The organism is Sanguibacter sp. A247 (assembly GCF_052324925.1).
Lineage (GTDB): Bacteria > Actinomycetota > Actinomycetes > Actinomycetales > Cellulomonadaceae > Flavimobilis.
The window spans coordinates 168776-193820 of sequence record NZ_JBQPRE010000004.1; the positions used below are offsets into that span (position 1 = coordinate 168776).

Below are 25045 nucleotides of genomic sequence, written 5' to 3' on the forward strand. Positions count from 1 at the left end.
CTCAACAGGGGGAACACGCTGTGAATCTGGACCCTGCGCGCGATCGCGCCCTTGACCCGTCGACCCCTCCGGCCGAGCTCGCTGAGATCGCGACGTACCGTCCGGACCTGCGGGTTCACGTGGCGGGGCACCCGCAGGCCTACCCGGCTCTGCTCGACTGGCTCCGCGGCCTCGGCGACCCCGCTGTTGTCGCGGCCATCGACGGGCGCGGGCAGGGAACCGACGTGTCGCAGGCTGCTGCGTACCAGTCGCCGCCCCCCGCATACGGGGGCGTGGCCGGGTACGGGCAGCCCGGACCCGGTGCCGTGACCTCGCAGCAGTCGTCGGGTCAGCAGATGGGCTGGGCGCCGCAGGACGCGTCGCCCGGGCCCGTGCAGCAGTGGGGGACGACGCCGCAAGCGAGTGCACCCGTCGCGGGCGGTGGCAGCTTCACCGACCCGTCGGGAACCGCCTTCGGTTTCTCCAGCCCTGGGGCTGCGGCCTATGGGTCGGCGACCTTTGGTGACGAGATTCCTGTGACGCCGCGCCGTCGCCGCAAGGGGCTCGTCGTGGCGGGCGCTGTCGCGGGTGCGGCTGTCGTCCTCGCTGGCGCGGCGTTCGCCGTCAACGAGCTTGTCCTCGACAAGGTCAACGGGTCCGAGACCCCTGCGGCGGCGTTCGAGCAGCTCGTCGCGGGTCTCGAGAAGAAGGATGCCCTCGCGATGCTCGGGGCGATGTCCCCCGCCGAGGTGTCTTCGTTCAAGAGCCTTCTCGACGAGTCGCTCGCTGAGAGCGACTCGTCCGCGACGGGGATCAAGGCGTACACCGACATCCTCGACACGCTGACGTTCACGACCGAGGGTGTGACGACGACCTCGACCGACCTCCAGAAGGGGCTCGCGAAGGTTGAGGTCACCGCGGGAACGATCACGGTTGACGGCGACCCCGCACAGATCGCCGACAGCCTCATCGCGCTCTTCGAGCAGATGCTCGCGCAGAACCCCGAGTTGAGCGGACTGCTCTCGAGCGGTCTGGAGGGCGAAGAGTTCGACCCGGCGACGCTTCGTCCCGAGATGCTGGCGCAGATCGATGAGGCGCTTCCCGCGACGGGCAACTTCGCCGACCTCGCCCGTGAGGGCCAGCCCGTCTTCGTCGTCACCGTCGAGGAGAACGACGCGTGGTACGTGAGCCCCTACCTGTCGGTGGGCGAGGCGGCCTACGTCTCGAGCGGCACGACGACACCACGCGGGACGATGCTGGGCGACGGCCTCGGGGCCTCGTTCGACTCGCCCGTGGCAGCAGCCGACGGGCTCGTCCAGGCGGCGCTGTCGGGCAAGGTCGACCAGGTCATCAGCGCACTTCCGCTCCCTGAGCGACGAGTGCTCTCGGTGTATGCCCCGCAGGGAGAGACCTTCCCGGCGAGCGTCACGGTTGAGGGGACGTTCACCGAGATCGAGAGCGCGGACGGCCGTGCTGCCCTCGCTCCCAAGGGACTGAAGATCACTGAGCCAACTGAAGGCACCTCGGTGACGTTCGACGGCGTGTGCTTGACGGGGCACGAGCCGAGCAGTGATCGAAGCGGCACGTTCTGCCTCGACGAAGCCCCGCTCGCGCGAGACTTTGGCCTGGCTGACGCGCACCTCGTGGCGGTCGAGGAGGACGGTCGGTGGTTCGTCAGCCCGACCGAGACGATCGTCGAGGCCGCCGGTGCGGTCTCGGAGGCGACGCAGGCGCTCACGAAGTCGGGCAAGATCAACGACCCCGCATGGCTCGAGTCCCAGACGAAGGCGCTGTCCGAGTACCTCGCGGCGCAGCCGCTCTTTGCCGACGCGGCGGTCGCGCTCACCGAGCAGCTCTCACGCGGAGGCGGGCTCGGCCTGCTCGGCGGTCTTCCGGGCATGGGCACGCCGGGGCTCGCGATTCCCGATCTCGGCTCCGCCGGAGTTGCGCCCGACCTCGGCGATCTCAGCGATCTCAGTGACCTCGGCACCGACCTGGGCGACATCGGCACCGATCTGGGCGACGTCGTCACGGACGAGGGCCCGCGCGACGAGCCCGAGGCGCCCGTGAGTCTCGCCCAGGACCTCGCGCGAGCACGCATAAGCGTCGCCACCTACCTCGTGGAGAACGCGGGCGCTGAGCCCTCGATCGAGGACGCGGGCGCACAGGTTCTCGCGGAGGGTGGCTACGTCGTGTCCCCGAAGGTCACGGTCATGATCGTGGCGCTCGACGCACCCAAGGGCACCTTCTGCATCGCCGCGATGGACAACGCAGGGGAGAACGCACCTGAGTCGATCGACCAGGATGGCGTGCGCTACGAGTCGCTCACGTGTCCGTGACGCGCTGAGCCCGGCGTCACCCTCCTCACAGCCCGCCGCACCGACCACTGGGTCGCTGCGGCGGGCTGTGGCGTGCGGGCCTGCGTCCCGATTCTCGGACGACCTTGCGAACGCCCGCGGGTCGCGGAGTACAGTGGCGAGGTGCGCCGTGCTGCGCAGCATCTGCTGCTCCTTCGCTGCCGCGACGAGGCCTGACCGGTCGGTTCCTCGTCGCGGTGGTTGGTGTGCCGACCGGCAACCCCCGCTGAGCAGCACCAGACGAAGGACCAACGATGAACACCCACGTCCCCTCGCACGACGGATTCCCCGGCGGCACCCAGCAGTCCTCAGGAATGCCGGTCCACAAGTACGTGCCCTTCGCGCAGCACATCGCGGTCGACCTCCCGGACCGCACATGGCCGTCTCGGACCATCACGAAGGCACCACGCTGGTGCGCCGTCGACCTGCGCGACGGTAACCAGGCGCTCATCGAGCCCATGAACCCTGAGCGCAAGCTCGCGATGTTCACGCTCCTCGTCGAGATGGGCTACAAAGAGATCGAGGTCGGCTTCCCGTCGGCCTCGCAGACCGACTTCGACTTCGTGCGGCTGCTCATCGAGGGCGGGCACATCCCCGACGACGTCGTCATCCAGGTGCTCACCCAGGCACGTGAGCACCTCATCGCGCGGACGTACGAGTCGCTCGTGGGCGCCAAGCAGGCGATCGTCCACCTCTACAACTCGACGTCCATCCTCCAGCGTGAGGTCGTCTTCCGCACCGACGAGGCGGGGGTGACCGAGCTCGCGGTCGACGGTGCCAAGCTCTGCCGCAAGTACGAGCACACGATCCCCGACACGGCCGTGTTCTACGAGTACTCTCCCGAGTCCTACACGGGCACTGAGCTCGAGGTTGCGGTCCGGGTGTGCAATGCGGTCCTCGAGGTTCTCGAGCCGCGACCCGAGCGCAAGGTCATCATCAACCTCCCCGCGACGGTCGAGATGGCGACCCCGAACATCTACGCCGACTCGATCGAGTGGATGAGCCGTCACCTGGCCCACCGTGAGAACGTCATCCTCTCGCTCCACCCCCACAACGACCGGGGGACGGCCGTCGCGGCAGCCGAGCTCGGCTACCTCGCGGGAGCGGACCGTATCGAGGGCTGCCTCTTCGGCAACGGCGAGCGCACGGGCAACGTCGACCTCGTCACGCTCGGCATGAACATGCTGAGCCAGGGTGTTGACCCGCAGATCGACTTCTCCGACATCGACACGATTCGCCGGACCGTCGAGCACTGCAACCAGATCGGCGTCCACGAACGGCACCCCTATGCGGGCGACCTCGTCTTCACCGCGTTCTCGGGCTCGCACCAGGACGCGATCAAGAAGGGTCTCGACGACATGGCGGCGCGCGCTGAGGCGCAGGGGGTGGCTATCGATGATCTCGTGTGGGCGGTTCCGTACCTGCCGATCGACCCCAAGGATCTCGGACGCTCGTACGAGGCCGTCATCCGCGTGAACTCCCAGTCCGGGAAGGGGGGCATCTCGTACCTCCTCAAGTCGGAGCGGCATCTCGACCTGCCCCGTCGGCTCCAGATCGAGTTCTCACGCGTCGTCCAGGGTGTGACTGACGGCGAGGGCCGCGAGGTGTCGGGCGACGACATCTGGTCGATCTTCGCTGACGAGTACCTTCCCGCGACGCCCGACGGGCCGCACGAGCAGTGGGGCCGCTTCGCGCTGCGTGGCACGCGTGCGACGAGTGTCGAGGACGGACCCGACACGATTGCGGTCGATCTCGTCGACGACGGGGTCGAGCGCACGCTCGAGGGCCACGGCAACGGTCCCATCGCGGCGTTCGTCGACGCGCTCGCGCAGATCGACGTGCAGGTCGCAGTCCTCGACTACGCCGAGCACGCTCTGTCCGAGGGCGGCGATGCGACGGCCGCCGCGTACGTCGAGTGCGAGGTCGACGAGGAGGTCTTCTGGGGCGTCGGGATCGACCCGTCGATCACGACGGCGTCGCTCAAGGCCATCATCTCGGCACTCAACCGCGCGGGACGCACCGTCGCGTGAGGCGTCCGCCCGGGCCCGGTCCGGTTCGAGCGGACCGGGCCCGGGCGTGTCGGTGGCATGGGGGAGGATGGCACTGTGCCTCTCTACCGCGATGAAGGAGTGGTCCTGCGCGCCCAGAAGCTGGGTGAGGCGGACCGCATCATCACGCTGCTCACCCGCGAGAACGGCAAGGTGCGCGCGGTCGGCAAGGGCGTACGCCGTACGTCCTCGCGCTTCGGTGCCCGGCTCGAGCCGTTCATGTACGTCGACCTCCAGCTCCACGAGGGGCGCAGCCTCGACGTCGTCACGCAGGCCGAGACGATCGGTGCGTTCGCCCGGCCCATCTGCGACGACTACGGGCTGTACACGGCGGGCGCCGTCATGCTCGAGACAGCCGACCGGATCGTCGCTCACGAGCGTGAGCCGTCGGTCCAGCAGTTCTGGCTCCTCGTCGGCGCCCTGCGCGCGTTGAGCGAGCATCGCCAGGAGCCCGGTCTGCTCCTCGACTCCTACCTCGTGCGGGCTCTCGCGGTGGCCGGGTGGGCACCGAGCTTCACCCGTTGCGGTCGCTGCGGCGAACCCGGTCCGCACCGCGCGTTCTCGGTCGCGCACGGCGGCGCCGTGTGCCCCGCGTGCCGGCCGCCGGGATCACCCGCGCCCGCCCCTGAGACGTTCGAGCTGCTCGCCGCGTTGCTCGAGGGCGACTGGGTGGTCGCAGGTCGCGCCGACGCCCGGACGCGTCGTGAGGCGGCCGGGCTTGTCGCGGCCTACAGCCAGTACCACCTCGAACGTTCGCTACGGTCGATGCGCATGGTCGAGCGTGATGCGTCCGCGTCGCGCCCCAACGGGGCCGCCCCCACGCGGTAGCGTTCCCTCGCGAGGATCCCCACCTCGCCGCACCCGACCGGAGGACCTCTCCCGATGGCACGCACGCCCGAGCCCGCCGTCCGCACACCCCAGCGGCCCGCCCCGCACCCGTCGGGCGCCGTCGTCCCCGCCGTGCCGCGCGACCTCGTGCCGCGACACGTCGCGGTCGTCATGGATGGCAACGGCCGGTGGGCCAACGCGCGCGGCCTGCCGCGCACCGAGGGGCACGCGGCGGGGGAGGCCGCGCTTCTCGACGTCGTCGCCGGGGCGATCGAGATCGGGGTGACGCACGTCTCCGCGTACGCGTTCTCCACCGAGAACTGGAAGCGCAGCCCCGAGGAGGTGCGCTTCCTCATGGGCTTCTCGCGCGACGTGCTGCGCCGGCAGCGCGACACCCTCGACTCGTGGGGCGTGCGCGTGCGCTGGGCGGGGCGCCGGCCGCGCCTGTGGAAGTCGGTCATCAACGAGCTTGAGGAAGCCGAGCGTCGCACGCGTGACAACACGGTGTGCACGCTGACGATGTGCGTCAACTACGGGGGCCGCGCCGAGATCGCCGACGCGGCGCGCGACATCGCACGCGATGTCGCAGCGGGCCGCCTCGACCCTGAGAAGGTCACGGAGAAGACCGTGCAGCGCTACCTCGACGAGCCCGACCTGCCCGACGTCGACCTCTTCGTGAGGAGCTCGGGCGAGCAGCGCACGTCGAACTTCATGATCTGGCAGTCCGCGTACGCCGAGCTCGTGTTCCTCCCCGAGCCGTGGCCTGACGTCGACCGCCGCGTCCTGTGGCGCGCGATCGAGGAATATGCGCGCCGTGACCGCCGGTACGGGGCTGCGATCGATGCACCCGGTGGCGGCGCCCCGGACGGGGAGCCGCGCTCCTAGCGCTCGTCCCCGGTGGACGCCGAGCGCTCGTCCCCGGTGGTGTCGGGGCGCTGGGTGGGTGCGGCGTCCCCGTGCTCGTGAATGCCGAGGACGGCGCCGAGCGCGCCGCTCACGGCCGTGCCGTCGTGCTGTGCGCGTCGTGCGCGACGCCCACGGCGGTGGACGACGACGGCGGCGAGGAGCGCCGCGAGGGCGGCGACGAAGATGAGGAACGCCCAGGGGGATCCTGCGGCCGCGTGGACGACGGCGGTCCATGCCGCCCAGCCCACGGTCGCGTAGATCGTCGCATGCGTGAGACAACCGACGAGCATGGCTGCGGTGTAGCGGCCAAACGGCATGCGGGTGACGCCCGCGGCCGCGTTGATGACGGTCTTGGTCCCGGTGAACAGAAAGCTCAACGGGACGACGATGATGCCCCACCGGTGGATGGCAGCGATCCCCGAGTCGACGCCGCCGTTGGTGAGCCACGCGTTGAATCGTCGCAGCGCACTGCTGCGTGGTGTGCCGCGGGTGACAGCGCGTTCCGTGAGGACGCGCGCGAGCCAGTAGGTGAGCTGCGTGCGGACGACGACGATGAAGAGGAAGAACGCGAACATCCCGATGAACGGTGTCGTCGACGCGTCGGGGACGAGGCCGAGCGCGAGTCCGCTCACGAGCCCTGCCCGACGGGGGTGGTCCCGTGCGAGCAGTCGGTGCACAGCCCGAAGAGCTCGATCGTGTGCTCGATGTCGGTGAAGCCGTGGGAGTCACCGACGAGCGCAGCCCAGGCCTCGACCGTGGGGCCGTCGATCTCGACGGTCGTGCCGCAGGTGCGGCACACGAGGTGGTGGTGGTGCTCACGGCGGGCGCAGCGCCGGTAGGCGGTCTCGCCGTCGGTGAGGCGCAGGACGTCGACCTCGCCCGCGGTCGCGAGCGACTGCAGCGTCCGGTAGACCGTCGCGAGACCGATCGCCTCGCCGCGCGACGTGAGCTCTTCGTGCAGCTGCTGGGCCGAGAGAAACTCGGGGATCTCGGCGAGGGCCTCCGAGACGGCCTGGCGCTGCCGGGTCATGCGTTGCACGTCAGTCCTCCATCACGACGTCGGCGGGAAGATCAGGGTGGGGGTCGCGGCGCGTGCGTCCGCGCCGCAGGAACGGGTGGACGAGGGCGGTGAGCACGTAGGCGCCGATCGTGATGACGACGATCATGGCCCCGGGGGAGACGTTCCACCAGTACGTCACTGAGAGGCCGCTGAGGCACGCCAGGACGCCGATGCCGATCGCGAGACGCATCGTCGTGACGAAGGACCGCGTGAGCAGCTGCGCGACCGCGACGGGGACGATCATGAGCGCGGAGACCAGCAGCAGCCCGACGACGCGCATCGCGACGGTGACGGTGAGAGCCGCCATGACCGCGATCGCGATGTTGAGCACGCGGACGGGCAGGCCGCTCGCGCGCGCAAACTCCTCGTCGTGCGAGACGGTGAAGAGCGCGGGGCGCAGACCCACACCGAGCGTGAGCACGACGAGAGCGAGCGTCGCGGTGAGGACGAGGTCCCATGTCGTCACGACCGAGATCGAGCCGAAGAGGTAGGCCATGAGGTTGGAGCTCTGACCACCCGCGAGCTGGATGATGATGACGCCGCCCGCGATGCCGCCGTAGAAGAGCAGGGCGAGCGCGACGTCGGCGCTCGTCCGGCCACGTTCGCGGACGATCTCGATGCCGACTGCGCCAGCGACCGCGGCGACGACCGCGCCGGGGACGGCGAGCGCGTCCGACGGGCTCGCGCCGACCGCGGCGCCGACGAGCCAGCCCAGAGCGACGCCCGTGAGCGCGACGTGGCCGATCCCGTCCCCGAGCAGCGAGAGCCGACGTTGGACGAGGAACGTCCCCATGACAGGCGCGACGATCCCGACGAGCAGGGCCGCGAGCAGACCACGCTGCATGAGCGGGGTCGAGAGCATGTCGATGACCTGGTCCATGTCAGTCGGCCTCGCAGAACGGGTGGTCGGTGAGGACCACGGCGGACGCGGCGAGCTCGGGGTCGCCGTGGGGGTGGAGGTGGTCGTGTGCCGGGTCGTCGTGCCCCTGCGCGGCCCGCAGGGCGGGGCCGTCGTGAACGACGCGACCGTGCTTGAGGACCACAGTGCGCGTGATGAGACCGTCGAGCTCTCCGAGCTCGTGGAGGACGACGAGCACGGTGACACCCCGTGCCACGAGCTGCGTGAGCGTACGTGCGAAGGCCTCCTGGCTCGGCTGGTCGACGCCGGCGACGGGTTCGTCGAGGATGAGCAGCTCGGGCTCACGCACGAGTGCCCGAGCGATGAGGACGCGGCGCTGCTGGCCGCCCGAGAGCTCGGCCACGGCCTCGTCGCGCCGATGGAGCATGCCGACGGCCTCGAGCGCGCGGTCGACGCGCTCGCGCCACCCGCTCGGCTTGCGCAGGGTGCGCGGACCGAGCAGGCCCGACGTGACGATCTCCCGCACGGTTGCAGGGACGCCGCCCGTCACGGCGACCCGCTGAGGAACGTATCCGACGCGCTTCCACGGCACGCTCGGCCCGAGCGGGGCGCCCAGCACCTCGACGGAACCGCCGCTCGCCGGGACGGCTCTGACGAGCGTCCGCACGAGCGTCGACTTGCCCGAGCCGTTCGTCCCCAGGAGGGCGACGACCTCACCCTGGGTGATGCGGAGGTCGACCCCACCGAGGATCTGTTGCCCACCCAGGTGGGTCGTGAGTCCGCGGACGTCGAGGACCGTGCGCCCTGGACTCTCGGCGAGGGTGGCCGCCTGCGCGGGCATGGGCAGCGAGGTCTGTGGCTGCGTCGCGTCACTCACAAGCGAGCCCCGTCATGAGGGTGTCGAGGTTGGCGGTCATGACCGAGACGTAGTCGGCCCCCGCGGCGACCTCGTCGTTCGTCAGCGTCTCGAGCGGGCTGAGTGCCGCGGTGCTCACGCCGACCTCCTCGGCCAGGACCGTGGCGACCTTGGCGCTCGCGGACGACTCGAAGAAGATCGTCGGAACTCCTGCCTCGCGGATCGTCGCGGCGACGTCGCGCAGGCGAGCGGGCGTGGGCTCGGACTCGGGGTCGAGCCCTGAGACGGAGACCTGCGCGAGGTCGTAGCGTGCCGCGAGGTGGCCGAACGCGGCGTGGCTCGTGACGATCGTGCGGTGCGTGCACGACGCGAGACCGTCGGTGAAGGCGTCGTCGAGCTCGGTCAGGTGTGTGACGAGCGCGTCGGCCCTCGTGCGGTAGGCCTCGGCCCCGGCGGGGTCGGCGGCCGAGAGTGCGTCGGCCATGGCCGGAGCGAGGAGCGCGAGGCGCGTGGGGTCGAGCCAGAAGTGGGGGTCGGGTCCGTCGTGACCGTGCCCGTCGTCGGTCGTCTCGTCGTGCGGTGCGTGGTCGTCGTCGGCCGTCTCGTCGTGCGCCGCGTGGTCGTCAGCCTCGTGATCGTCCGCCGCGTGGTCGTCTGCCGCGTCGCGGGGGAGGGCCGGCGTGGCGGGGGGCGCAGCCTCGAGGACGGCGGTTGCGTCGAGCGTGCGCTGTGGCGCGCCGTCGGCTACGGCCTGGTCGACCGCGGGCTGGAATCCGCTCTGGTAGACGACGAGGTCGGCGGCCCGGATGTCGCGGACGACGGCCGGTGCGAGCTCGAGGTCGTGGGGCTCCCCGCCGGGCGGCGTGAGGTTGGTGACGTGGACGCGGTCACCGCCGACCTGCTGCGCGACGTAGTGGAGGGGGTAGAACGAGGAGAGCACAGAGATGCGGCCGTCGTCGGCGGGGGCGGCGGTGCAGGCCGCGAGGGCGAGCGCGGCGGCGGGGACGAGGGCGGTCACGACGAGTGCGGTGCGGCGGGCGTGCGACGGCACGGAGAAGCTCATGAGTTCCATTCTCAAGAATGATGAGAATGATTGTCAATTCACGGGAACGTGGTGGTCGTCACACCGCGGGCGCCGGGTGGCGGCCCCTCAGCACGCGGCCCGCTACGCTGGGAGCGCTGTTCCCCGCCCCGCACGCCATGCGTGGCGACGACCTTCCAGACGGAGTGATCACCAGTGGCTTCAACCTCCAAGCGTCTCGACGCCGTCATCTCCCTCGCCAAGCGCCGGGGCTTCGTCTTCCAGGCAGGTGAGATCTACGGAGGCTCGCGCTCGGCCTGGGACTACGGGCCCCTGGGCGCCGAGCTCAAGGAGAACATCAAGCGCCAGTGGTGGCAGTCGATGGTCCGCGGCCGCGAGGACGTCGTCGGGATCGACTCCTCGGTCATCCTGCCACGCAAGGTGTGGGAGGCGTCGGGTCACGTCGCCGTCTTCACCGACCCGCTCATCGAGTGCACGAGCTGCCACAAGCGCTTTCGTGCCGACACGCTCCTTGAGGAGTTCGAGGAGAAGAAGGGGCGCGCAGCTGAGAACGGCCTCGCCGACGTCGCCTGCCCCAACTGCGGCACGCGTGAGGCGTGGACCGAGCCCCAGAACTTCTCGGGCCTCCTCAAGACGTACCTCGGCGCTGTCGACAACGAAGAGGGCATGCACTACCTGCGTCCCGAGACGGCTCAGGGCATCTTCGTGAACTTCGCCAACGTCCAGACTGCCTCCCGCATGAAGCCCCCCTTCGGAATCGGCCAGATCGGTAAGTCGTTCCGCAACGAGATCACACCGGGCAACTTCATCTTCCGGACGCGTGAGTTCGAGCAGATGGAGATGGAGTTCTTCGTCGAGCCCGGAACGGACGAGGAATGGCACCAGACGTGGATCGACACGCGCATGGCCTGGTACACGGACCTCGGCGTCGACGCTGACAACCTGCGTCTGTACGAGCACCCGCAGGAGAAGCTCTCGCACTACTCCAAGCGCACGGTCGACATCGAGTACCGCTTCGGGTTCACCGGTTCGGAGTGGGGCGAGCTCGAGGGCATCGCGAACCGCACCGACTACGACCTGCGGACGCACTCGGAGATCTCGGGCAAGGACCTGTCGTACTTCGACCAGGCCAAGAACGAGCGCTACTTCCCGTACGTCATCGAGCCGGCGGCGGGCCTCACCCGGTCGCTCATGGCGTTCCTCGTCGAGGCCTATGCCGAGGACGAGGCTCCCAACGCGAAGGGCGGTGTCGACGTGCGGACGGTGCTGCGCCTCGACCACCGTCTCGCGCCAGTCAAGGCTGCGGTTCTGCCGCTCTCGCGCAACGCGGACCTCTCGCCCAAGGCGCGTGACCTCGCGACCCGCTTGCGCAAGCACTGGAACGTCGACTTCGACGACGCGGGTGCGATCGGCCGTCGCTACCGTCGCCAGGACGAGATCGGCACGCCCTTCTGCATCACGGTCGACTTCGACACGCTCGAGGACCACGCCGTGACGATCCGCCACCGTGACTCGATGGAGCAGGAGCGCGTCGCGCTCGACCAGGTCGAAGCGTTCCTCGCGGCGCGTCTTCTCGGCGCCTGAGACACGGACCGAGGGGCCGACGGCGACATACCGTCGGCCCCTCGGCCGTTCCGGGGTGCGCGAGCGCTCCCGGACGTCACCGTTCCCCGCGTGGCGGACGCCACGTCGAGGCCCGCGAGGCACGATGGGATGATGGATGCCATGACCGCGACGACCTCGACCACCGCGCCGCCCCTCCGCGCCGAGGGCGCGGCCGTGACCGCCGGGCCGGGTGGCGCCGTCCTGCCGCCTTTGCAGATCGGGCCTCACACGGTTGAGACGCCCGTCGTCCTGGCGCCCATGGCGGGCGTGACGAACAGCGCGTTCCGACGCCTGTGCCGCGAGCATGGCGCGGGGCTGTACGTCGCGGAGATGGTGACGTCGCGCGCGCTCGTCGCGCGCAACGAGGAGTCGCTGCGGATCGTCACGTTCGAGCCCGACGAGGCGGTGCGCTCGGCGCAGGTCTACGGTGTCGACCCGGCGACCGTCGCTGCAGCCGTGCGCATCATCGCCGGCGAGGACCGTGCCGATCACGTCGACCTCAACTTCGGGTGTCCCGTCCCCAAGGTGACGCGCAAGGGTGGCGGGGCTGCGCTCCCGTGGAAGCGCGAGCTGTTCACGAGCATCGTCGGCGCGGCCGTCGAGGCCGCCGCTCCCTATGGCGTTCCGGTGACGATCAAGATGCGCAAGGGGATCGACGCCGATCACGAGACGTACCTTGAGGCGGGGCTTCTCGCCGAGGGCCTCGGCGTCGCGTCGGTCGCGTTGCACGCGCGTACGGCCGCAGAGCACTACTCGGGCCGCGCGGACTGGTCCGCGATCGCCGAGCTCAAGCGCACGGTGCGGAGCATCCCGGTGCTGGGCAACGGGGACATCTGGTCGGCCGAGGACGCCCTGGAGATGGTGCGGACGACGGGCTGCGACGGGGTCGTCGTCGGACGGGGATGTCAGGGGCGGCCGTGGCTCTTCCACGACCTCGCGGCAGCCTTCGCGGGCCGTCCGGACCGCCTGCGTCCGGGGCTGGCCATGGTCGCCGAGACGATCATGCGGCACGGCGAGCTCATGGTCGAGGAGTTCGGTGACGAGGGCCGTGGCACGCGGGAGCTGCGCAAGCACATGGCGTGGTACCTCAAGGGCTATGCGGTCGGTGGCGACGCGCGCCGCGCGCTCGCGATGGTGTCGTCGCTCGCTGAGCTGCGGACGCTGCTCGACGCGCTTGATCTTGACGCGCCCTACCCGGGCGAGGCCGCGGAGGGCACGCGGGGGCGTCAGGGCACCCCGAAGACCCCGCACCTGCCCGAGGGCTGGCTTGACTCGCGCGAGCTCGATGACGACTTCCGCGCCCGTCTTCTCGAGGCGGAGCTCGCGGTCTCGGGAGGCTGACGCGACGTCGTGGCGGTCCCGCGAGGCTCTGCAAGTTTCTGTATGCTTGCGACGTCATTGTCGACGAGGGAGCCCCATGAGAACCGCACGCACGACCTTCCGTCTCGCCGGTGTAGCAGCCGTCGCAGCCATGCTCGCGGCGTGCTCAGGCGGCACCGCGGCCCCCGACGGAACGGCCTCGCTCACGGATGCCGCGGCGCCTGACACCTCCGTGGCGACGTCAGCCGGCCCGGACGCCGGCCCGCTCCCGGGCGTCGGCATCCAGATGTTCCAGTGGACGTGGGACTCGATCGCGCGCGAGTGCACCGACGTCCTCGGCCCCCGCGGCATCAGCTGGGTGCTCACCTCGCCGCCCCAGGAGCACATCGTCGGAGCGCAGTGGTGGACCTCCTACCAGCCCGTCAGCCATGAGATCGAGTCGCGGCTCGGCACGCGTGAGCAGTTCGCCGACATGGTGGCGACGTGCGACGACGCGGGCGTCGGCATCGTCGCCGACGCGGTCCTCAACCACATGGCGGGTCAGAACGACCCCGGGACAGGCTGGGCCGGCTCGGACTACGAGCACTACGAATACCCGGGCCTCTTCTCGGACGCCGAGGGCGACTTCCACCACTGCGACGCCCTCGACGGCGACATCCAGAACTACAAGAACGCCGACGAGGTCCAAGGGTGCGAGCTCGTCAACCTCGCGGACCTCGCGACCGAGACCGAGCGCGTGCGCACGGCGCTCGCCGCCTACCTCGCCGACCTCGTCGACCTCGGTGTGGCAGGCGTGCGCGTCGACGCAGCCAAGCACATGCCTCCGGCCGACATCGCGGCCATCCTCGCGGATCTTCCGGCTGACGCGGTCGTCTGGCAGGAGGTCATCCGAGGTGGTGGCGAGCCCGTGACGCCCGAGCAGTATGTCGACAACGGTGCGGTCTTCGAGTTCGGCTACGGACGCGAGCTCGTCGGGCTCCTCGGAGGATCGACATTCCGGCAGGCGCTCACGCTCGGGGAGCGGGGCATGCTCGAGTCGGAGTCGGCGGTGGTCTTCGTGACCAACCACGACACGGAACGCAACGGCGAGACCCTCATGGCGCAGGACGACGAGTACCTCCTGGCCAACGTGCTCATGCTCGCTGGGGCCTACGGCACGCCCGTGCTCTACTCGGGCTACACGTTCGAGGACCGTGACGCGGGCCCGGCGCAGGACCCGGACGGTCGCGTCCTCGACGCCTCGTGCACCGAGGGCGTCGGCCCGGGTTCAGAGCTCGAGGTCGGCGCATGGACGTGCGAGCAGCGCTGGCCGGGCGTCCAGGGCATGCTCCAATGGCGTTCCGTCACGGACGGAGCCGGGCTCACGGCGGTCGACGACTCGGCCTCGGACGTCCTGGCGTTCTCGCGAGGGAAGCTCGGGATGATCATCGTCAACCGGGACGACGAGGCTGTCGTCGGCACGTGGACCACGACCCTCGCACCGGGGACATATTGCGATGTGTCCGCAGGTCCGGTCAGCACGAAGGGGTGCGGAGGCGCTACGATCGAGGTCGCAGCAGGGGGCACAGTGACTGCTACGGTTCCTGCCAGGGGTTTTGTGGCTGTGCATGCTGAAGGTCACGCAGGGTGACCTGAGGCCCAAGATCCGCCGCGTGGGTTGCGCGCGTGTCGTGGACGGACACGCGCGCTCGCGCGGCAGGGCGAGAGGGCGGTGGCCGGTGGCCACCGCCCTCCGTTCATGTCTGAGCCGGCGTGGTACGCCAGTCCCTACGCCGCGGGCACCGCCCACACCGTTGTGTCGACGGGCACGCCGCCTGCGGCGAGCGGTCCGCTCGCGACGACGACCTCGTAGCCGCGGGGAAGAGCCACGGGCTCGGCCCCGAAGTTCGTGATGACGAGGAGGTCGTCGGTGCAGAACGCGAGGACGTTCGCGTCGTCGGCATGGGCGTCGACCCAGGCGAACGCACCGTCGCCGAGGTGTCGCTCGGCACGGATCGCGAGCGCCGAGTGGTACAGCTCGAGCGTCGAGCCGGCCACGCCCGCTTGGGCGTCGGCGGCCAGGGCGCGGTAGGACTCGGGCTGCGGCAGCCACGTCGCGCCCGATGGGCCGAAGCCGAGCCCGGGCGCGTCGGCCTCCCACGGCAGCGGGATGCGGCAGCCGTCGCGACCTGCCTCCTGCTGACCCGTGCGGAACCACGTCGGGTCCTGACGCAGCGTGTCCTCGAGGGTCGTGTGCTCGGGGAGCCCGAGCTCCTCGCCCTGGTAGAGGTATGCCGACCCGGGCAGGGCGAGCATCTGCAGCGTCGCAGCGCGAGCGCGACGAAGCCCGAGCTCCGCGTCGGGCTGCGCGTCGTGCGCGCGAATGCCGTTGGGGCGGTGCCCTGCGGGCAGCGCGAGCCGGGAGGCGTGACGGATGACGTCGTGGTTCGAGAGCACCCACGTGCACGGGGCGCCCACAGCGTCGTAGACCTGGAACGACTCGGTGATCGTCGCGCGCAGAGCCGTGGCGTCCCACTCGGTCGTGAGGTAGGGGAAGTTGAACGCCTGCTGCATCTCGTCGGGACGAACGTAGTCGGCGAGCGAGGACAGGGGCTCGACCCAGGCCTCGGCGACGAGGGCGCGGTCACCGTCGTACTCGGCGAGGACGGCGTTCCACTCGCGGTAGATGTCGTGCACGCCGGGCTGGTCGAACATCGGTGAGAGGCTCGTCTGCTGCGCCGCCGCCCCGTCAGATCCCGTGACCATCGCGGTCGACCAGTCCCAGTCGGGAAGGCCGGGCTTCTTGACGAGCCCGTGGGCGACGTCGACGCGGAAGCCGTCGACTCCACGGTCGAGCCAGAAGCGCAGCACCGAGCGGAGCTCGTCGTGGACCTCTTGGCGCGTCCAGTCGAGGTCGGGCTGGCTCGTGTCGAAGAGGTGGAGGTACCACTGGCGGTCGCCGGTGAGGCCGAGCTCGGACGCGTCGGGGCGCTGGTCGACGCGCGTCCAGGCGGGACCGCCGAAGATCGAGGTCCAGTTGTTGGGCGGCGTCTCGCCGCCGTCGCGGCCCTCGCGGAAGAGGTAGCGGTCGCGTGCGGCGGAGCCGGCTCCGGCGCGCAGTGCTTCCTGGAACCAGACGTGCTGGTCGGAGGTGTGGTTGGGCACGAGGTCGACGATGAGGCGCAGCCCGAGCTCGGTCGCGCGGGTGCGGAGGGCGTCGAAGTCGTCCAGGGTTCCGAAGAGCGGGTCGACGTCGCGGTAGTCGGTGACGTCGTAGCCGCCGTCGGCCTGTGGTGAGCGGTAGAAGGGCGAGAGCCACAGGGCATCGACGCCGAGCGCCGCGAGGTGGTCGAGGCGACGCGTGATGCCGGCGAGGTCACCCATGCCGTCGCCGTTGCTGTCGGCGAACGACCGGGGATAGACCTGGTAGATGACGGCCTGACGCCACCACTCTCCGTGGGGTCGGGCGGCGTGAACAAGGGTCGTCGCGCACGTGGGCGACGAAGCTGAAAGGGTCACGGGTGGACGCTCCGGGGCTCGGCGGGCCGGTTCGAATCGATTCGAACGGACTTAGAGACTAACCCGCGTGCCGGGAGTTGCTGCAAGTCCCAGATGAACCGCTCGGCTCCCGTCACGTCCCACGCGCACGAGACACGTCGCTGGGAGGAGTTGCCCGCGGCGTGCGCCGCGGACGCCCTGCGTCACTCGCCTTGGGGTGCGACGCCGGTGGACTCCCGGACGACGAGCTCGGGGTGGAAGAGGATCTCCGAGCGAGACACCGTCTCTCCCGTGATCTGAGCGATGAGCGAGGTGACGGCGGCCGCACCCATGGCCGTGACCGGCTGCCGGATCGTCGTGAGCGGCGGCTCGGTGAAGGCGATGAGGGGGGAGTCGTCGAAGCCGATGACCGAGACGTCCCGCGGCGTCCGCAGACCGCGTGCACGCACGGCGCGTGTGGCCCCGAGCGCCATGAGGTCCGAGCCGCACACGATGCCCGTGTGGCCTGAGTCGATGAGCTCGCCTGCAGCGGCCGCGCCACCCTCGACAGTGAAGAGCGAGGTGGCGACATGGGGGGTCACCTCTTCGATACCGAGGTGACGCTCGAGCGCGGCGGCGAAGCCCTCGCGCTTGCGATGCACCGGCACGTAACGCTCCTGGCCGATGGCCAGGCCGATCGAGCGGTGGCCGAGCGAGACGAGATGGCGGACGGCCAGCTCCATGGACGTGACGTCGTCGTTCGAGATGAACGACGCGTCGACGCCCTCGGCGAAGCCGTTGACCATGACGAGGGGAACGCCGCGCTCGCGCAGACGGTGGTAGCGCTCACGACTTGCCGACGTGTCGGCGTGGAGGCCAGAGACGAACACGATGCCCGCGACGCCGTGCTCGAGGAGCATCTCGATGTACTCGTCCTCGGTCGTGCCGCCGGGGGACTGGGTGCACAGGAGTGGCGTGTACCCGTGCTCCGAGAGTCGCGACTCGATCGCTTGCGCGAACGCGGGGAAGATCGGGTTGGTGAGCTCGGGGACGATGAGTCCGACGAGTCCCGCGGAATGACCACGGAGCTTCTCGGGGCGCTCGTAGCCGAGCAGGTCGAGAGCCGCGAGCACCGCTTGACGCGTCTCGCTCGAGACGCCGGCCTTCCCGTTGAGGACGCGGGAGACCGTGGCGGTGCTCACGCCTGCCTGCTGGGCGAGGTCAGTGAGTCGGGTGCGCACGGTGTGCAGGGTACGGGACAAGAGGGCCTCCTTGCCATGTCCTCGTCCGTGTCGTCCCACGCGCGCTCTTCTGCGGCTGCCGTACGGGACGCTTCTAGGACCTCCGGCCGTCCGGAGGTCCCCCAGGATGGGTGAACGCGGCAACCGTTGCATGAAAGTTACCGCAACGGCTTGCATCCCGTACACCCTGGCGTCTAGCGTCAGTCCCATCAGGGCGGAACTTGCTCACGCAGGTGGCCGCAAAGATGCACAGAAACGGGAGAATAATCAGATGCGACGGAGCATCCCCATGGTTGCCGCGGCCCTCGGCCTCGGACTGACCCTCACCGCTTGCGCTGGCGACAAGGCTGCGGAGACGCCCACGACCCCCGCGCCGAAGGCCACCACGACCGAGGCCCCGAAGCTCTCCGGCGAGCTTTCGCTCTGGGTTGACGAAGAGCGCATCAAGGACCTCAAGGGTGTTGCTGCGGACTTCGAGGCCGAGTTCGGCGTCAAGGTCAACCTCACGCAGAAGGCCTTCGGCGACATCAAGACGGACTTCATCGCCCAGGGCTCCCAGGAGGGTGGCCCGGACGTCGTCGTCGGCGCGAACGACTGGACCGGCGAGCTCGTGGCCAACGGCCTCGTCGCTCCGATCCAGCTCGGTGACGCAGCTGCAGAGCTGTCCGACGGTGGCAAGGCCGCCTTCACCGACTCCGGCGCCCTCTACGGCGTGCCGTACGCGGTCGAGAACATTGCGCTCATCCGCAACAACGAGATCGTCAAGGAGACGCCCGAGACGTTCGCGGAGCTCCTCAAGCAGAACGACGAGCTCAAGAAGGACTACCCGATCGTCGTCCAGCAGGACGCGAAGAACGGTGACTCCTACCACCTGTACCCGCTCATGACGTCGTTCGGCATCTCGTTCTTCGCCCAGAACGCTGACGGCACGTACAAGACCGAGGCCGGCTTCGGCGGCGAGAAGGGCACCGCGTTCGTCGAGTGGCTCTCCGCCCAGGGCAAGAACGGCGCTGGCTGGCTCTCCGGCGACATCAACGGTGAGGTTGCGGCGTCCGCGTTCCGCGAGGGCAAGACGCCGTACATCATCACCGGTCCGTGGAACGTCGTGGGCGGCGAAGGCCGCTTCGTCGAGTCCGGCATGGACGTCTCGGTCCTCCCCGTCCCGTCCGCTGGCGGCGACATCTCGCGTCCGTTCGCTGGCTTCCAGGGCTTCTTCGTCAACGCGACGTCGAAGAACGCGCTTGCGGCCAACGCCTTCGCGTCCTACCTCGCCACGAGCGACGTGCAGACGCAGCTTTACAAGGAGGGTGGCCGTATCCCCGTGAACACGGTCTCCGCCGGTGCGGTTGACAACGAGGTCCTCAAGGGCTTCGCGGCTGCCGGCGTCAACGCCGTCCCGCAGCCTGGCTTCAAGGAGATGGACGCGGTGTGGGGCTCCATGGGCTCGACGCAGATCCAGATCATCGACGGTAAGGCGAAGGAGCCCGCAAAGCTCTGGGCCGACCTCGCTGAGACGGTCAACGGTCTCTTCTGACCCAACCTGCGGCCCGTCGGCACCTTGTGCCGGCGGGCCGCAGTCAGGCTGAGTCGACGCACTGCCTCCAAGGTGGTGCGTCGGCGGTGTCTGCGCAAGCATGAGAACCGCGCCCGCGACGCAGTGGGCACCCATGGAGGAAGAGATGTCCGATCGGAACCTGGCCTCACCCACAGAGGCAACAGGGACGAGCCCCGCGGAGCCCACCGTGCTCCCCGCGGCGCCACACCATGCGCGCGACCTGTCCGCGGGCTTCTTCATCAAGCTCCTCCTCATGATGCTCGTCAACGCGTTCTGCGTGTTCGGCATCATGAATGCGGTCTCGGCGCAGTCGTGGGGCGTCCTCGCGGGGACGATCGCGATCCTCGTCGTCGTCAACTGGGTCTACTTCTCGCGCCGCACTGTCCCGGGCAAGTACTTGGTGCCCGGCCTCATCTTCCTGCTCGTCTTCCAGGTCTTCGTCATGGCGTACACCGCCTACGTGGCCTTCACGAACTACGGCACGGCGCACTCGATCACGCGTGACCAGGCGATCGAGCGAATCCAGGAGTACAACGAGCGGCAGATGCCCGACTCTCCGACGTACCCGCTCACGGTCCTCGAGCGTGACGGCTCCATCTACCTCGGCATTGTCGATGGTGGCGTCGCCAAGGTCGGCTCCGCCGAGTCAGCGATGGCTCCTGCTGACGACGCTGTCGTCGTCGGCGAGGGTGCGGGCGCCCGGATCGAGTCGCTCCCTGGCTACAAGGCACTCTCGTTCGCCGAGCTCCTCGGCCTGAGCGAGGACGTCACGAAGATCCGCGTCCCGTGGTCTGAGGACGCGGCCGACGGCTCGCTGCGGACCCAGAACGGTTCGACCGCGCTGCGGAACATCTCAGCTCTCGACTACGACGACGCCGCGCGCACGATGACCAACGTCGAGACCGGGGTCGTCTACACCGAGAGCGACCGCGGCTCCTTCGTCGCGCCCGACGGAACCGAGCTGCAGCCTGGCTGGCGGGTGACCGTCGGCGGCGAGAACTTCGTGCGCATGGTCACCGACGGCAAGCTCGCCGGACCGTTCCTGCGCACGTTCGTGTGGACGTTCGCCTTCGGCTTCCTCTCGGTGCTCACGACGTTCGCGGCGGGTCTCCTGCTCGCCGTCACCTTCAACAACATGAAGATGCGCTCCCGCGGCTGGTACCGCGCGGTGCTCATCCTCCCGTATGCGTTCCCGGGCTTCCTGTCCGCACTCATCTGGGCCGGCATGCTCAACACGAGCTTTGGCTACATCAACCAGGTGCTCCTCGGGGGAGCGGGGATCGAGTGGCTGGGCGATCCATGGCTTGCGAAGATCTCGATCATCCTCGTCAACCTGTGGCTCGGCTTCCCGTACATGTTCCTCATCTCGACGGGCGCGCTCCAGGCGATCCCCTCGGACATCTACGAGGCCGCGACGATTGATGGCGCTGGCCCCGTCCGTTCATTCCGCAGCCTCACGCTTCCCTTGCTCCTCGTCGCTGTGACGCCGCTGCTCATCGCGAGCTTCGCCTTCAACTTCAACAACTTCTCGCTCATCTACATGCTCACAGCGGGTGGTCCGAAGTTCGTCGGCAACGAGTTCAACCTCGGCCACACCGACATTCTCATCTCGATGGTCTACAAGATCGCCGTCGAGGCCGGAGGCACGAAGGACTACGGCCTCGCTTCGGCGATGTCGATCGTCATCTTCCTCATCGTCGGCGTCATCTCCTACATCGGATTCCGCCGGACCCGTCAGCTCGAGGAGATCAACTGACATGGCCACCACACAGCAGTTCCCCATGACCTCCGAGCCCGGGTCGGGCCTCGCGCCCGTGGCGACGCTCTCACGGGGCGAACAGTTCGTCCGATGGATGCGCGAGTTCGGCTGGCGGCACCTCGTCGGCATCCTCATGATCCCGATCTGCCTGCTGCCGATCCTCTTCGCCGCGTCGATGTCTCTCAAGGGCCCGCGCGCGTCGATCAACGGCGTCGGTGATCAGGGGCTGTTCACCGCGTTCGACGTGAGCACGTACAGCTTCCTGTTCTCCGAGTCGCAGTTCCCGCGCTGGGCGCTGAACTCGATCATCATCTGTGGCGTCACCGCGATCGGGACGGTCCTCATGGGATCGGCCGCCGCGTATGCGTTCTCGCGCTTCCGCTTCGCGGGGCGTCGCGGCGGACTGACCGCCCTGCTCATCGTCCAGATGTTCCCGCAGATGCTCGCGTTCGTCGCGATCTTCCTGCTCATCCGGTCGCTCGGCGAGGTCTACCCGTTCCTCGGCGAGAACAGCCACCTCGGGCTCATCGCGATCTACCTCGGTGGCGCGCTCGGCTCGAACGCGTTCCTCATGTACGGGTTCTTCAACACGGTGCCCCGCGAGCTCGACGAGGCCGCCAAGATCGACGGCGCCAGCCACGCACAGATCTTCTGGACGATCATCCTGCGGCTCGTCGCCCCGATCCTCACGGTCGTCGGCCTGCTGTCGTTCGTCGGCACCTACGGCGACTTCATCATCGCCAAGGTCCTCATGACGAAGGAAGAGAACTACACGATCGCGGTCGGCCTCTACCAGTGGGCGACGCGCCCGCTCGTCACGCCCTGGGCACAGTTCGCCGCTGGCGCAGTCGTGGCGGCAGTCCCGGTGATCATCCTCTTCATGTTCCTGCAGAAGTACATCGTCTCCGGACTCACTGCGGGGTCGGTCAAGGGATGAGTGTCGGACCCCACGGGTCCGTCGGCCAGGCAGGGCGCGCCGTGCGCGCCCTGCCTCACCACGACGGCTCAGAGCTCTACACCGCGCAGGGCCCGTACCGCATCGGGGACTCGGTCCCCGTACGGGTGCGGGTCCCTCGCACGTCCGGGGTCACCGAGGTGTGGCTGCGCACGGTTCAGGACGCGGAGCCACGGACGCGGCAGGCCGTCCTCGTCGACGAGGACGCGCGCGACGCGTGGTACGAGGCCGACGTCCTCGTCCATCACGAGGTCACCCACTACCGGTTCGCCCTCGTGCGACCGGGCGCGGTGGCATGGCTCAACGCAGCCGGCGTCCATGACCGTGGCGTCATGGACGCCCACGACTTCCGGATCTCGACGCACGCGCCCGGCCCGACGTGGCTGCGGGACGCCGTCGTCTACCAGATCTTCCCCGACCGCTTCGCGCGCTCGGCCCGCGCCGATGAGCGCGAGCTGCCCGAGTGGGCCATCGCTGCGCAGTGGGGCGCAGAGCCCATCCGCGAGGGCCGCGAGACCGGGTTGCAGTACTACGGTGGCGACCTCGACGGAATCGTCGAGCATCTCGATCACGTGCGCGACCTCGGTGTGACGACGGTCTACCTCACGCCCGTCTTCCCGGGGCGCACGTGCCACCGCTACGACGCTGCGACCTTCGACCATGTCGACCCTCTCCTCGGAGGGAACGAGGCCTACGCGCGTCTCTCGGCGGCCGTGCACGGGCAGGGCTTGCGTCTCATGGGAGACCTGACGACCAACCACACCGGCGCCAGCCACGAGTGGTTCCGCACCGCCCAGGCCGAGGAGTCCTCCGCCGAGCGCGACTTCTACCTGTGGACCCCGCCTGGCGCTCCGGACGCGGGTGCGGGATACGTCGGTTGGATCGGGCACTCACACCTGCCGAAGCTCGACTTCCGCTCGGACGAGTTGCGTGCCCGCATGATCGAGGGGCCAGACTCCGTCGTCGGCAGATGGCTCCAGGCGCCGTATGCGCTCGACGGCTGGCGCATCGACGTCGCCAACATGACCGGCCGCTACGGGACGCTCGACCTCAACCACGACGTGGCGCAGACGGTGCGCGCCACGATCGAGCAGGTCAACCCCGACGGTGCGCTCATCGCGGAACACTTCCACGACGCCCGCGGCGACCTCGCGGGCGACACGTGGCACGCGAACATGAACTACACAGCATTCTCGAACCCGCTGTGGTCGTGGCTGTCGGCTCAGGGCCACGATGTCTCCTACCAGGGGATGCGCGGTGTGCCCGTGCCTCGCCGGTCCGGGGTCGACGTCGTTGCTGAGATGCGCGACTTCGACGGCGGCGTGCCGTGGGGGGTCCTCGAACGGCAGTGGAACATGCTCGGCTCGCACGACACGCCGCGCATCCGCACGCTCGTCGGCTCGCGTGAGCTCCACGAGGTTGCCGCAGGCGTGCTCTTCACCTACCTCGGCGTGCCCGTCGTCTACGCGGGTGACGAGCTCGGGCTCACGGGAACGAACGGTGAGCACGGCCGTGTGGCGATGCCGTGGGACGAGCCGGAACGACGCGACGAGCACACGCACGACGTCTACCGGCGGCTCGCGGCGCTGCGCCACACGCACCGTGCGCTGCGTGAGGGTTCGCTGCGCTGGGTGCTCGTCGCAGGCGATGCCCTCGGCTACGTGCGTGAGACGCGCGACGAGACGATCCTCGTCGTTGCTGCGCGCGCGCCGTGGGAGGGCGGGGCCCTCCCGCTCGACGCGACGGACGCTGTGACGCTCTACGGCGGGCATGACCTCACGTCTAGTCCCGAGGGAGCCTGGGTGACGGGCGACGGCCCACACATCGGCATCTGGCGGATCGGTCGTGCCGGGAGCTGAGGGCGGGCACTCGTGGGGGATGCCGCGGACCCTCGACTAAGGTGGGGCTCGTGCCCTTCGACCCCGAGATCCCCGGTTACGGCGTCGCTGACGTTGCGCGGCGCGCCGCCGAGCCCCCCAAGTCGAAGGCCCGCACCCCGTTCGAGCGGGACCGGGCGCGCCTCGTGCATTCCTCTGCGTTGCGCAGGCTCGGCGCCAAGACACAGGTCCTCGGCCCGTCGAGCGACGACTTCATCCGCACGCGGCTCACGCACACGCTCGAGGTCGCGCAGGTCGGACGCGAGATTGGCAAGCAGCTGGGCTGCGACCCGGACGTCGTCGACTCGGCGTGCCTCGCGCACGACCTCGGGCACCCGCCCTTCGGCCACAACGGTGAGCGCGAGCTCGCCGAGGTCGCCAAGGACATCGGTGGTTTCGAGGGCAACGCGCAGACGCTGCGGCTGCTCACCCGCCTCGAGCCCAAGGCGGCCGACGCCGACGGCTCGTCCGTGGGTCTCAACCTCACACGCGCGAGCCTCGATGCGTCCGTCAAGTACCCCTGGCGTCTCTGGGAGGGGCCGCAGGGCCGGCTCACGCACAAGTTTGGCGTCTACCCCGACGACCAGCCGGTGTTCGACTGGTTGCGCGAGGGTGCCCCCGCCGGCGTCAAGTGCCTCGAAGCGCAGGTCATGGACCTGGCTGACGACATCAGCTACTCGGTTCACGACGTCGAGGACGCGATCGTCGGCGGCAAGCTTGACCTCACCCTCATGACCCAGGACGCCGAGCGCGGCCGCGTCATCGACGCGGTCACCACCTGGTACGGCGACCGCTTTGCCGCCGACGAGCTCGACGCCGCGATGGGGCGTCTCGCCAAGGACGGCCTCTGGCCGAGCGACTTTGACGGATCGCGTCGCTCGCTCGCCCGGCTCAAGGACTCCACGAGCCAGCTCATCGGGCGCTTCTGTGGGGCGGCGCACGACGCCACGCGCGAACGCTACGGGGACGGACCGCTCACGCGGTATGCGGCGAGCCTCGTGGTGCCCGAGGCGACCGCGGCCGAGATCCAGGTGCTCAAGGGTGTGGCCGTCGCCTACGTCATGGCGCCCCGCGAGTCGGAGCCGCTCTACATGGCTCAGCGCCAGGTGCTGCGCCAGCTCGTCGACGTGCTCGTCGACCGGGCACCGACAGCGCTCGAGCCGACGTTCGCGCTCGACTGGCACGATGCGGCCGACGACGGTGCGCGGCTGCGCGTCGTCATTGACCAGGTCGCATCGCTCACCGATGTCTCGGCAGCCAAGTGGCACGCGCGGCTCGTCGGGCCGTCCTTCTGAGGCGAACGCGACCGGCACGGCCACGGCGGCTGACGCGCGAGCACTAG

At 69.5% G+C, this 25045-nt stretch carries 19 protein-coding genes; 12 read left to right on the forward strand and 7 right to left on the reverse strand.

The window, feature by feature from the left end:
* The first annotated feature begins 20 nt into the window (after positions 1-20).
* The 4 genes from ACTVCO_RS10890 to ACTVCO_RS10905 all read left to right on the forward strand — a co-directional run bounded on the left by ACTVCO_RS10890 (position 21) and on the right by ACTVCO_RS10905 (position 6097).
* On the forward strand, positions 21-2318 hold the full coding sequence (locus tag ACTVCO_RS10890) for a variant leucine-rich repeat-containing protein (protein ID WP_443728451.1): 2298 nt from the start codon (positions 21-23) through the stop codon (positions 2316-2318).
* Positions 2319-2590: 272 nt separating this feature from the next.
* The gene (leuA, locus tag ACTVCO_RS10895; RefSeq protein ID WP_443728452.1) at positions 2591-4366 is read left to right on the forward strand and encodes a 2-isopropylmalate synthase; all 1776 of its coding nucleotides are present in this window, start codon (positions 2591-2593) and stop codon (positions 4364-4366) included.
* A 75-nt stretch (positions 4367-4441) separates the two neighbouring features.
* Complete coding sequence (gene recO / locus ACTVCO_RS10900) at positions 4442-5212, forward strand: DNA repair protein RecO (protein WP_443728453.1); 771 nt, start codon at positions 4442-4444, stop codon at positions 5210-5212.
* A 54-nt stretch (positions 5213-5266) separates the two neighbouring features.
* A complete protein-coding gene (locus tag ACTVCO_RS10905) occupies positions 5267-6097 on the forward strand; it encodes an isoprenyl transferase (RefSeq protein ID WP_443728454.1) in 831 nt (276 codons plus the stop codon).
* Here the strand turns inward: ACTVCO_RS10905 and ACTVCO_RS10910 are convergent.
* From ACTVCO_RS10910 to ACTVCO_RS10930, 5 genes are read right to left on the reverse strand one after another with little or no spacing between them, the layout of a single operon-like run.
* Positions 6094-6750 carry a DedA family protein gene (locus ACTVCO_RS10910; RefSeq protein ID WP_443728455.1) on the reverse strand — a complete coding sequence of 219 codons (657 nt, stop codon included), beginning with the start codon at positions 6748-6750 and terminating at the stop codon, positions 6094-6096. The genes ACTVCO_RS10905 and ACTVCO_RS10910 overlap by 4 nt on opposite strands.
* Positions 6747-7148, reverse strand: coding sequence for a Fur family transcriptional regulator (locus ACTVCO_RS10915; RefSeq protein ID WP_443728456.1), 402 nt, complete (start codon positions 7146-7148; stop codon positions 6747-6749). Before ACTVCO_RS10915 ends, ACTVCO_RS10910 begins: the two co-directional genes overlap by 4 nt.
* Before the next feature lie 10 nt (positions 7149-7158).
* Positions 7159-8058 (reverse strand): metal ABC transporter permease, encoded by a 900-nt coding sequence (locus tag ACTVCO_RS10920; RefSeq protein WP_443728457.1) that lies wholly within the window; start codon positions 8056-8058, stop codon positions 7159-7161.
* Position 8059: 1 nt separating this feature from the next.
* Positions 8060-8914: a metal ABC transporter ATP-binding protein gene (locus ACTVCO_RS10925; protein WP_443728458.1), complete on the reverse strand. Its 855-nt coding sequence runs from the start codon at positions 8912-8914 to the stop codon at positions 8060-8062.
* The gene (locus ACTVCO_RS10930) at positions 8907-9956 is read right to left on the reverse strand and encodes a metal ABC transporter substrate-binding protein (protein ID WP_443728459.1); all 1050 of its coding nucleotides are present in this window, start codon (positions 9954-9956) and stop codon (positions 8907-8909) included. Before ACTVCO_RS10930 ends, ACTVCO_RS10925 begins: the two co-directional genes overlap by 8 nt.
* A gap of 174 nt (positions 9957-10130) precedes the next feature.
* On the opposite strand from ACTVCO_RS10930, the gene ACTVCO_RS10935 reads away from it, so the two are divergent.
* The 3 genes from ACTVCO_RS10935 (at position 10131) to ACTVCO_RS10945 (ending at position 14490) form a co-directional block, all read left to right on the forward strand.
* On the forward strand, positions 10131-11519 hold the full coding sequence (locus ACTVCO_RS10935) for a glycine--tRNA ligase (RefSeq protein ID WP_443728460.1): 1389 nt from the start codon (positions 10131-10133) through the stop codon (positions 11517-11519).
* 132 nt (positions 11520-11651) lie between these two features.
* Positions 11652-12881, forward strand: a complete 1230-nt coding sequence (gene dusB, locus ACTVCO_RS10940; RefSeq protein ID WP_443728461.1) for a tRNA dihydrouridine synthase DusB — start codon at positions 11652-11654, stop codon at positions 12879-12881.
* A 76-nt stretch (positions 12882-12957) separates the two neighbouring features.
* The gene (locus ACTVCO_RS10945; protein WP_443728462.1) at positions 12958-14490 is read left to right on the forward strand and encodes an alpha-amylase; all 1533 of its coding nucleotides are present in this window, start codon (positions 12958-12960) and stop codon (positions 14488-14490) included.
* Positions 14491-14627: 137 nt separating this feature from the next.
* Here the strand turns inward: ACTVCO_RS10945 and ACTVCO_RS10950 are convergent, their stop codons facing one another.
* A complete protein-coding gene (locus ACTVCO_RS10950; protein WP_443728463.1) occupies positions 14628-16358 on the reverse strand; it encodes a glycoside hydrolase family 13 protein in 1731 nt (576 codons plus the stop codon).
* Between the two features lie 182 nt (positions 16359-16540).
* Positions 16541-17557: a LacI family DNA-binding transcriptional regulator gene (locus ACTVCO_RS10955; RefSeq protein ID WP_443728464.1), complete on the reverse strand. Its 1017-nt coding sequence runs from the start codon at positions 17555-17557 to the stop codon at positions 16541-16543.
* A gap of 271 nt (positions 17558-17828) precedes the next feature.
* Here ACTVCO_RS10955 and ACTVCO_RS10960 point away from each other — a divergent pair, with 271 nt between their 5' ends.
* From ACTVCO_RS10960 to ACTVCO_RS10980, 5 genes are all read left to right on the forward strand, one after another.
* The gene (locus ACTVCO_RS10960) at positions 17829-19091 is read left to right on the forward strand and encodes a sugar ABC transporter substrate-binding protein (RefSeq protein WP_443728465.1); all 1263 of its coding nucleotides are present in this window, start codon (positions 17829-17831) and stop codon (positions 19089-19091) included.
* A gap of 145 nt (positions 19092-19236) precedes the next feature.
* Positions 19237-20868, forward strand: a complete 1632-nt coding sequence (locus ACTVCO_RS10965) for an ABC transporter permease subunit (RefSeq protein ID WP_443728466.1) — start codon at positions 19237-19239, stop codon at positions 20866-20868.
* Position 20869: 1 nt separating this feature from the next.
* Positions 20870-21808, forward strand: a complete 939-nt coding sequence (locus ACTVCO_RS10970; protein WP_443728467.1) for a sugar ABC transporter permease — start codon at positions 20870-20872, stop codon at positions 21806-21808.
* The gene (locus ACTVCO_RS10975; protein WP_443728468.1) at positions 21805-23685 is read left to right on the forward strand and encodes a glycoside hydrolase family 13 protein; all 1881 of its coding nucleotides are present in this window, start codon (positions 21805-21807) and stop codon (positions 23683-23685) included. The genes ACTVCO_RS10970 and ACTVCO_RS10975 overlap by 4 nt, the downstream gene beginning before the upstream one ends.
* Before the next feature lie 50 nt (positions 23686-23735).
* Positions 23736-24998, forward strand: a complete 1263-nt coding sequence (locus tag ACTVCO_RS10980) for a deoxyguanosinetriphosphate triphosphohydrolase (protein ID WP_443728469.1) — start codon at positions 23736-23738, stop codon at positions 24996-24998.
* Positions 24999-25045 lie beyond the last annotated feature (47 nt).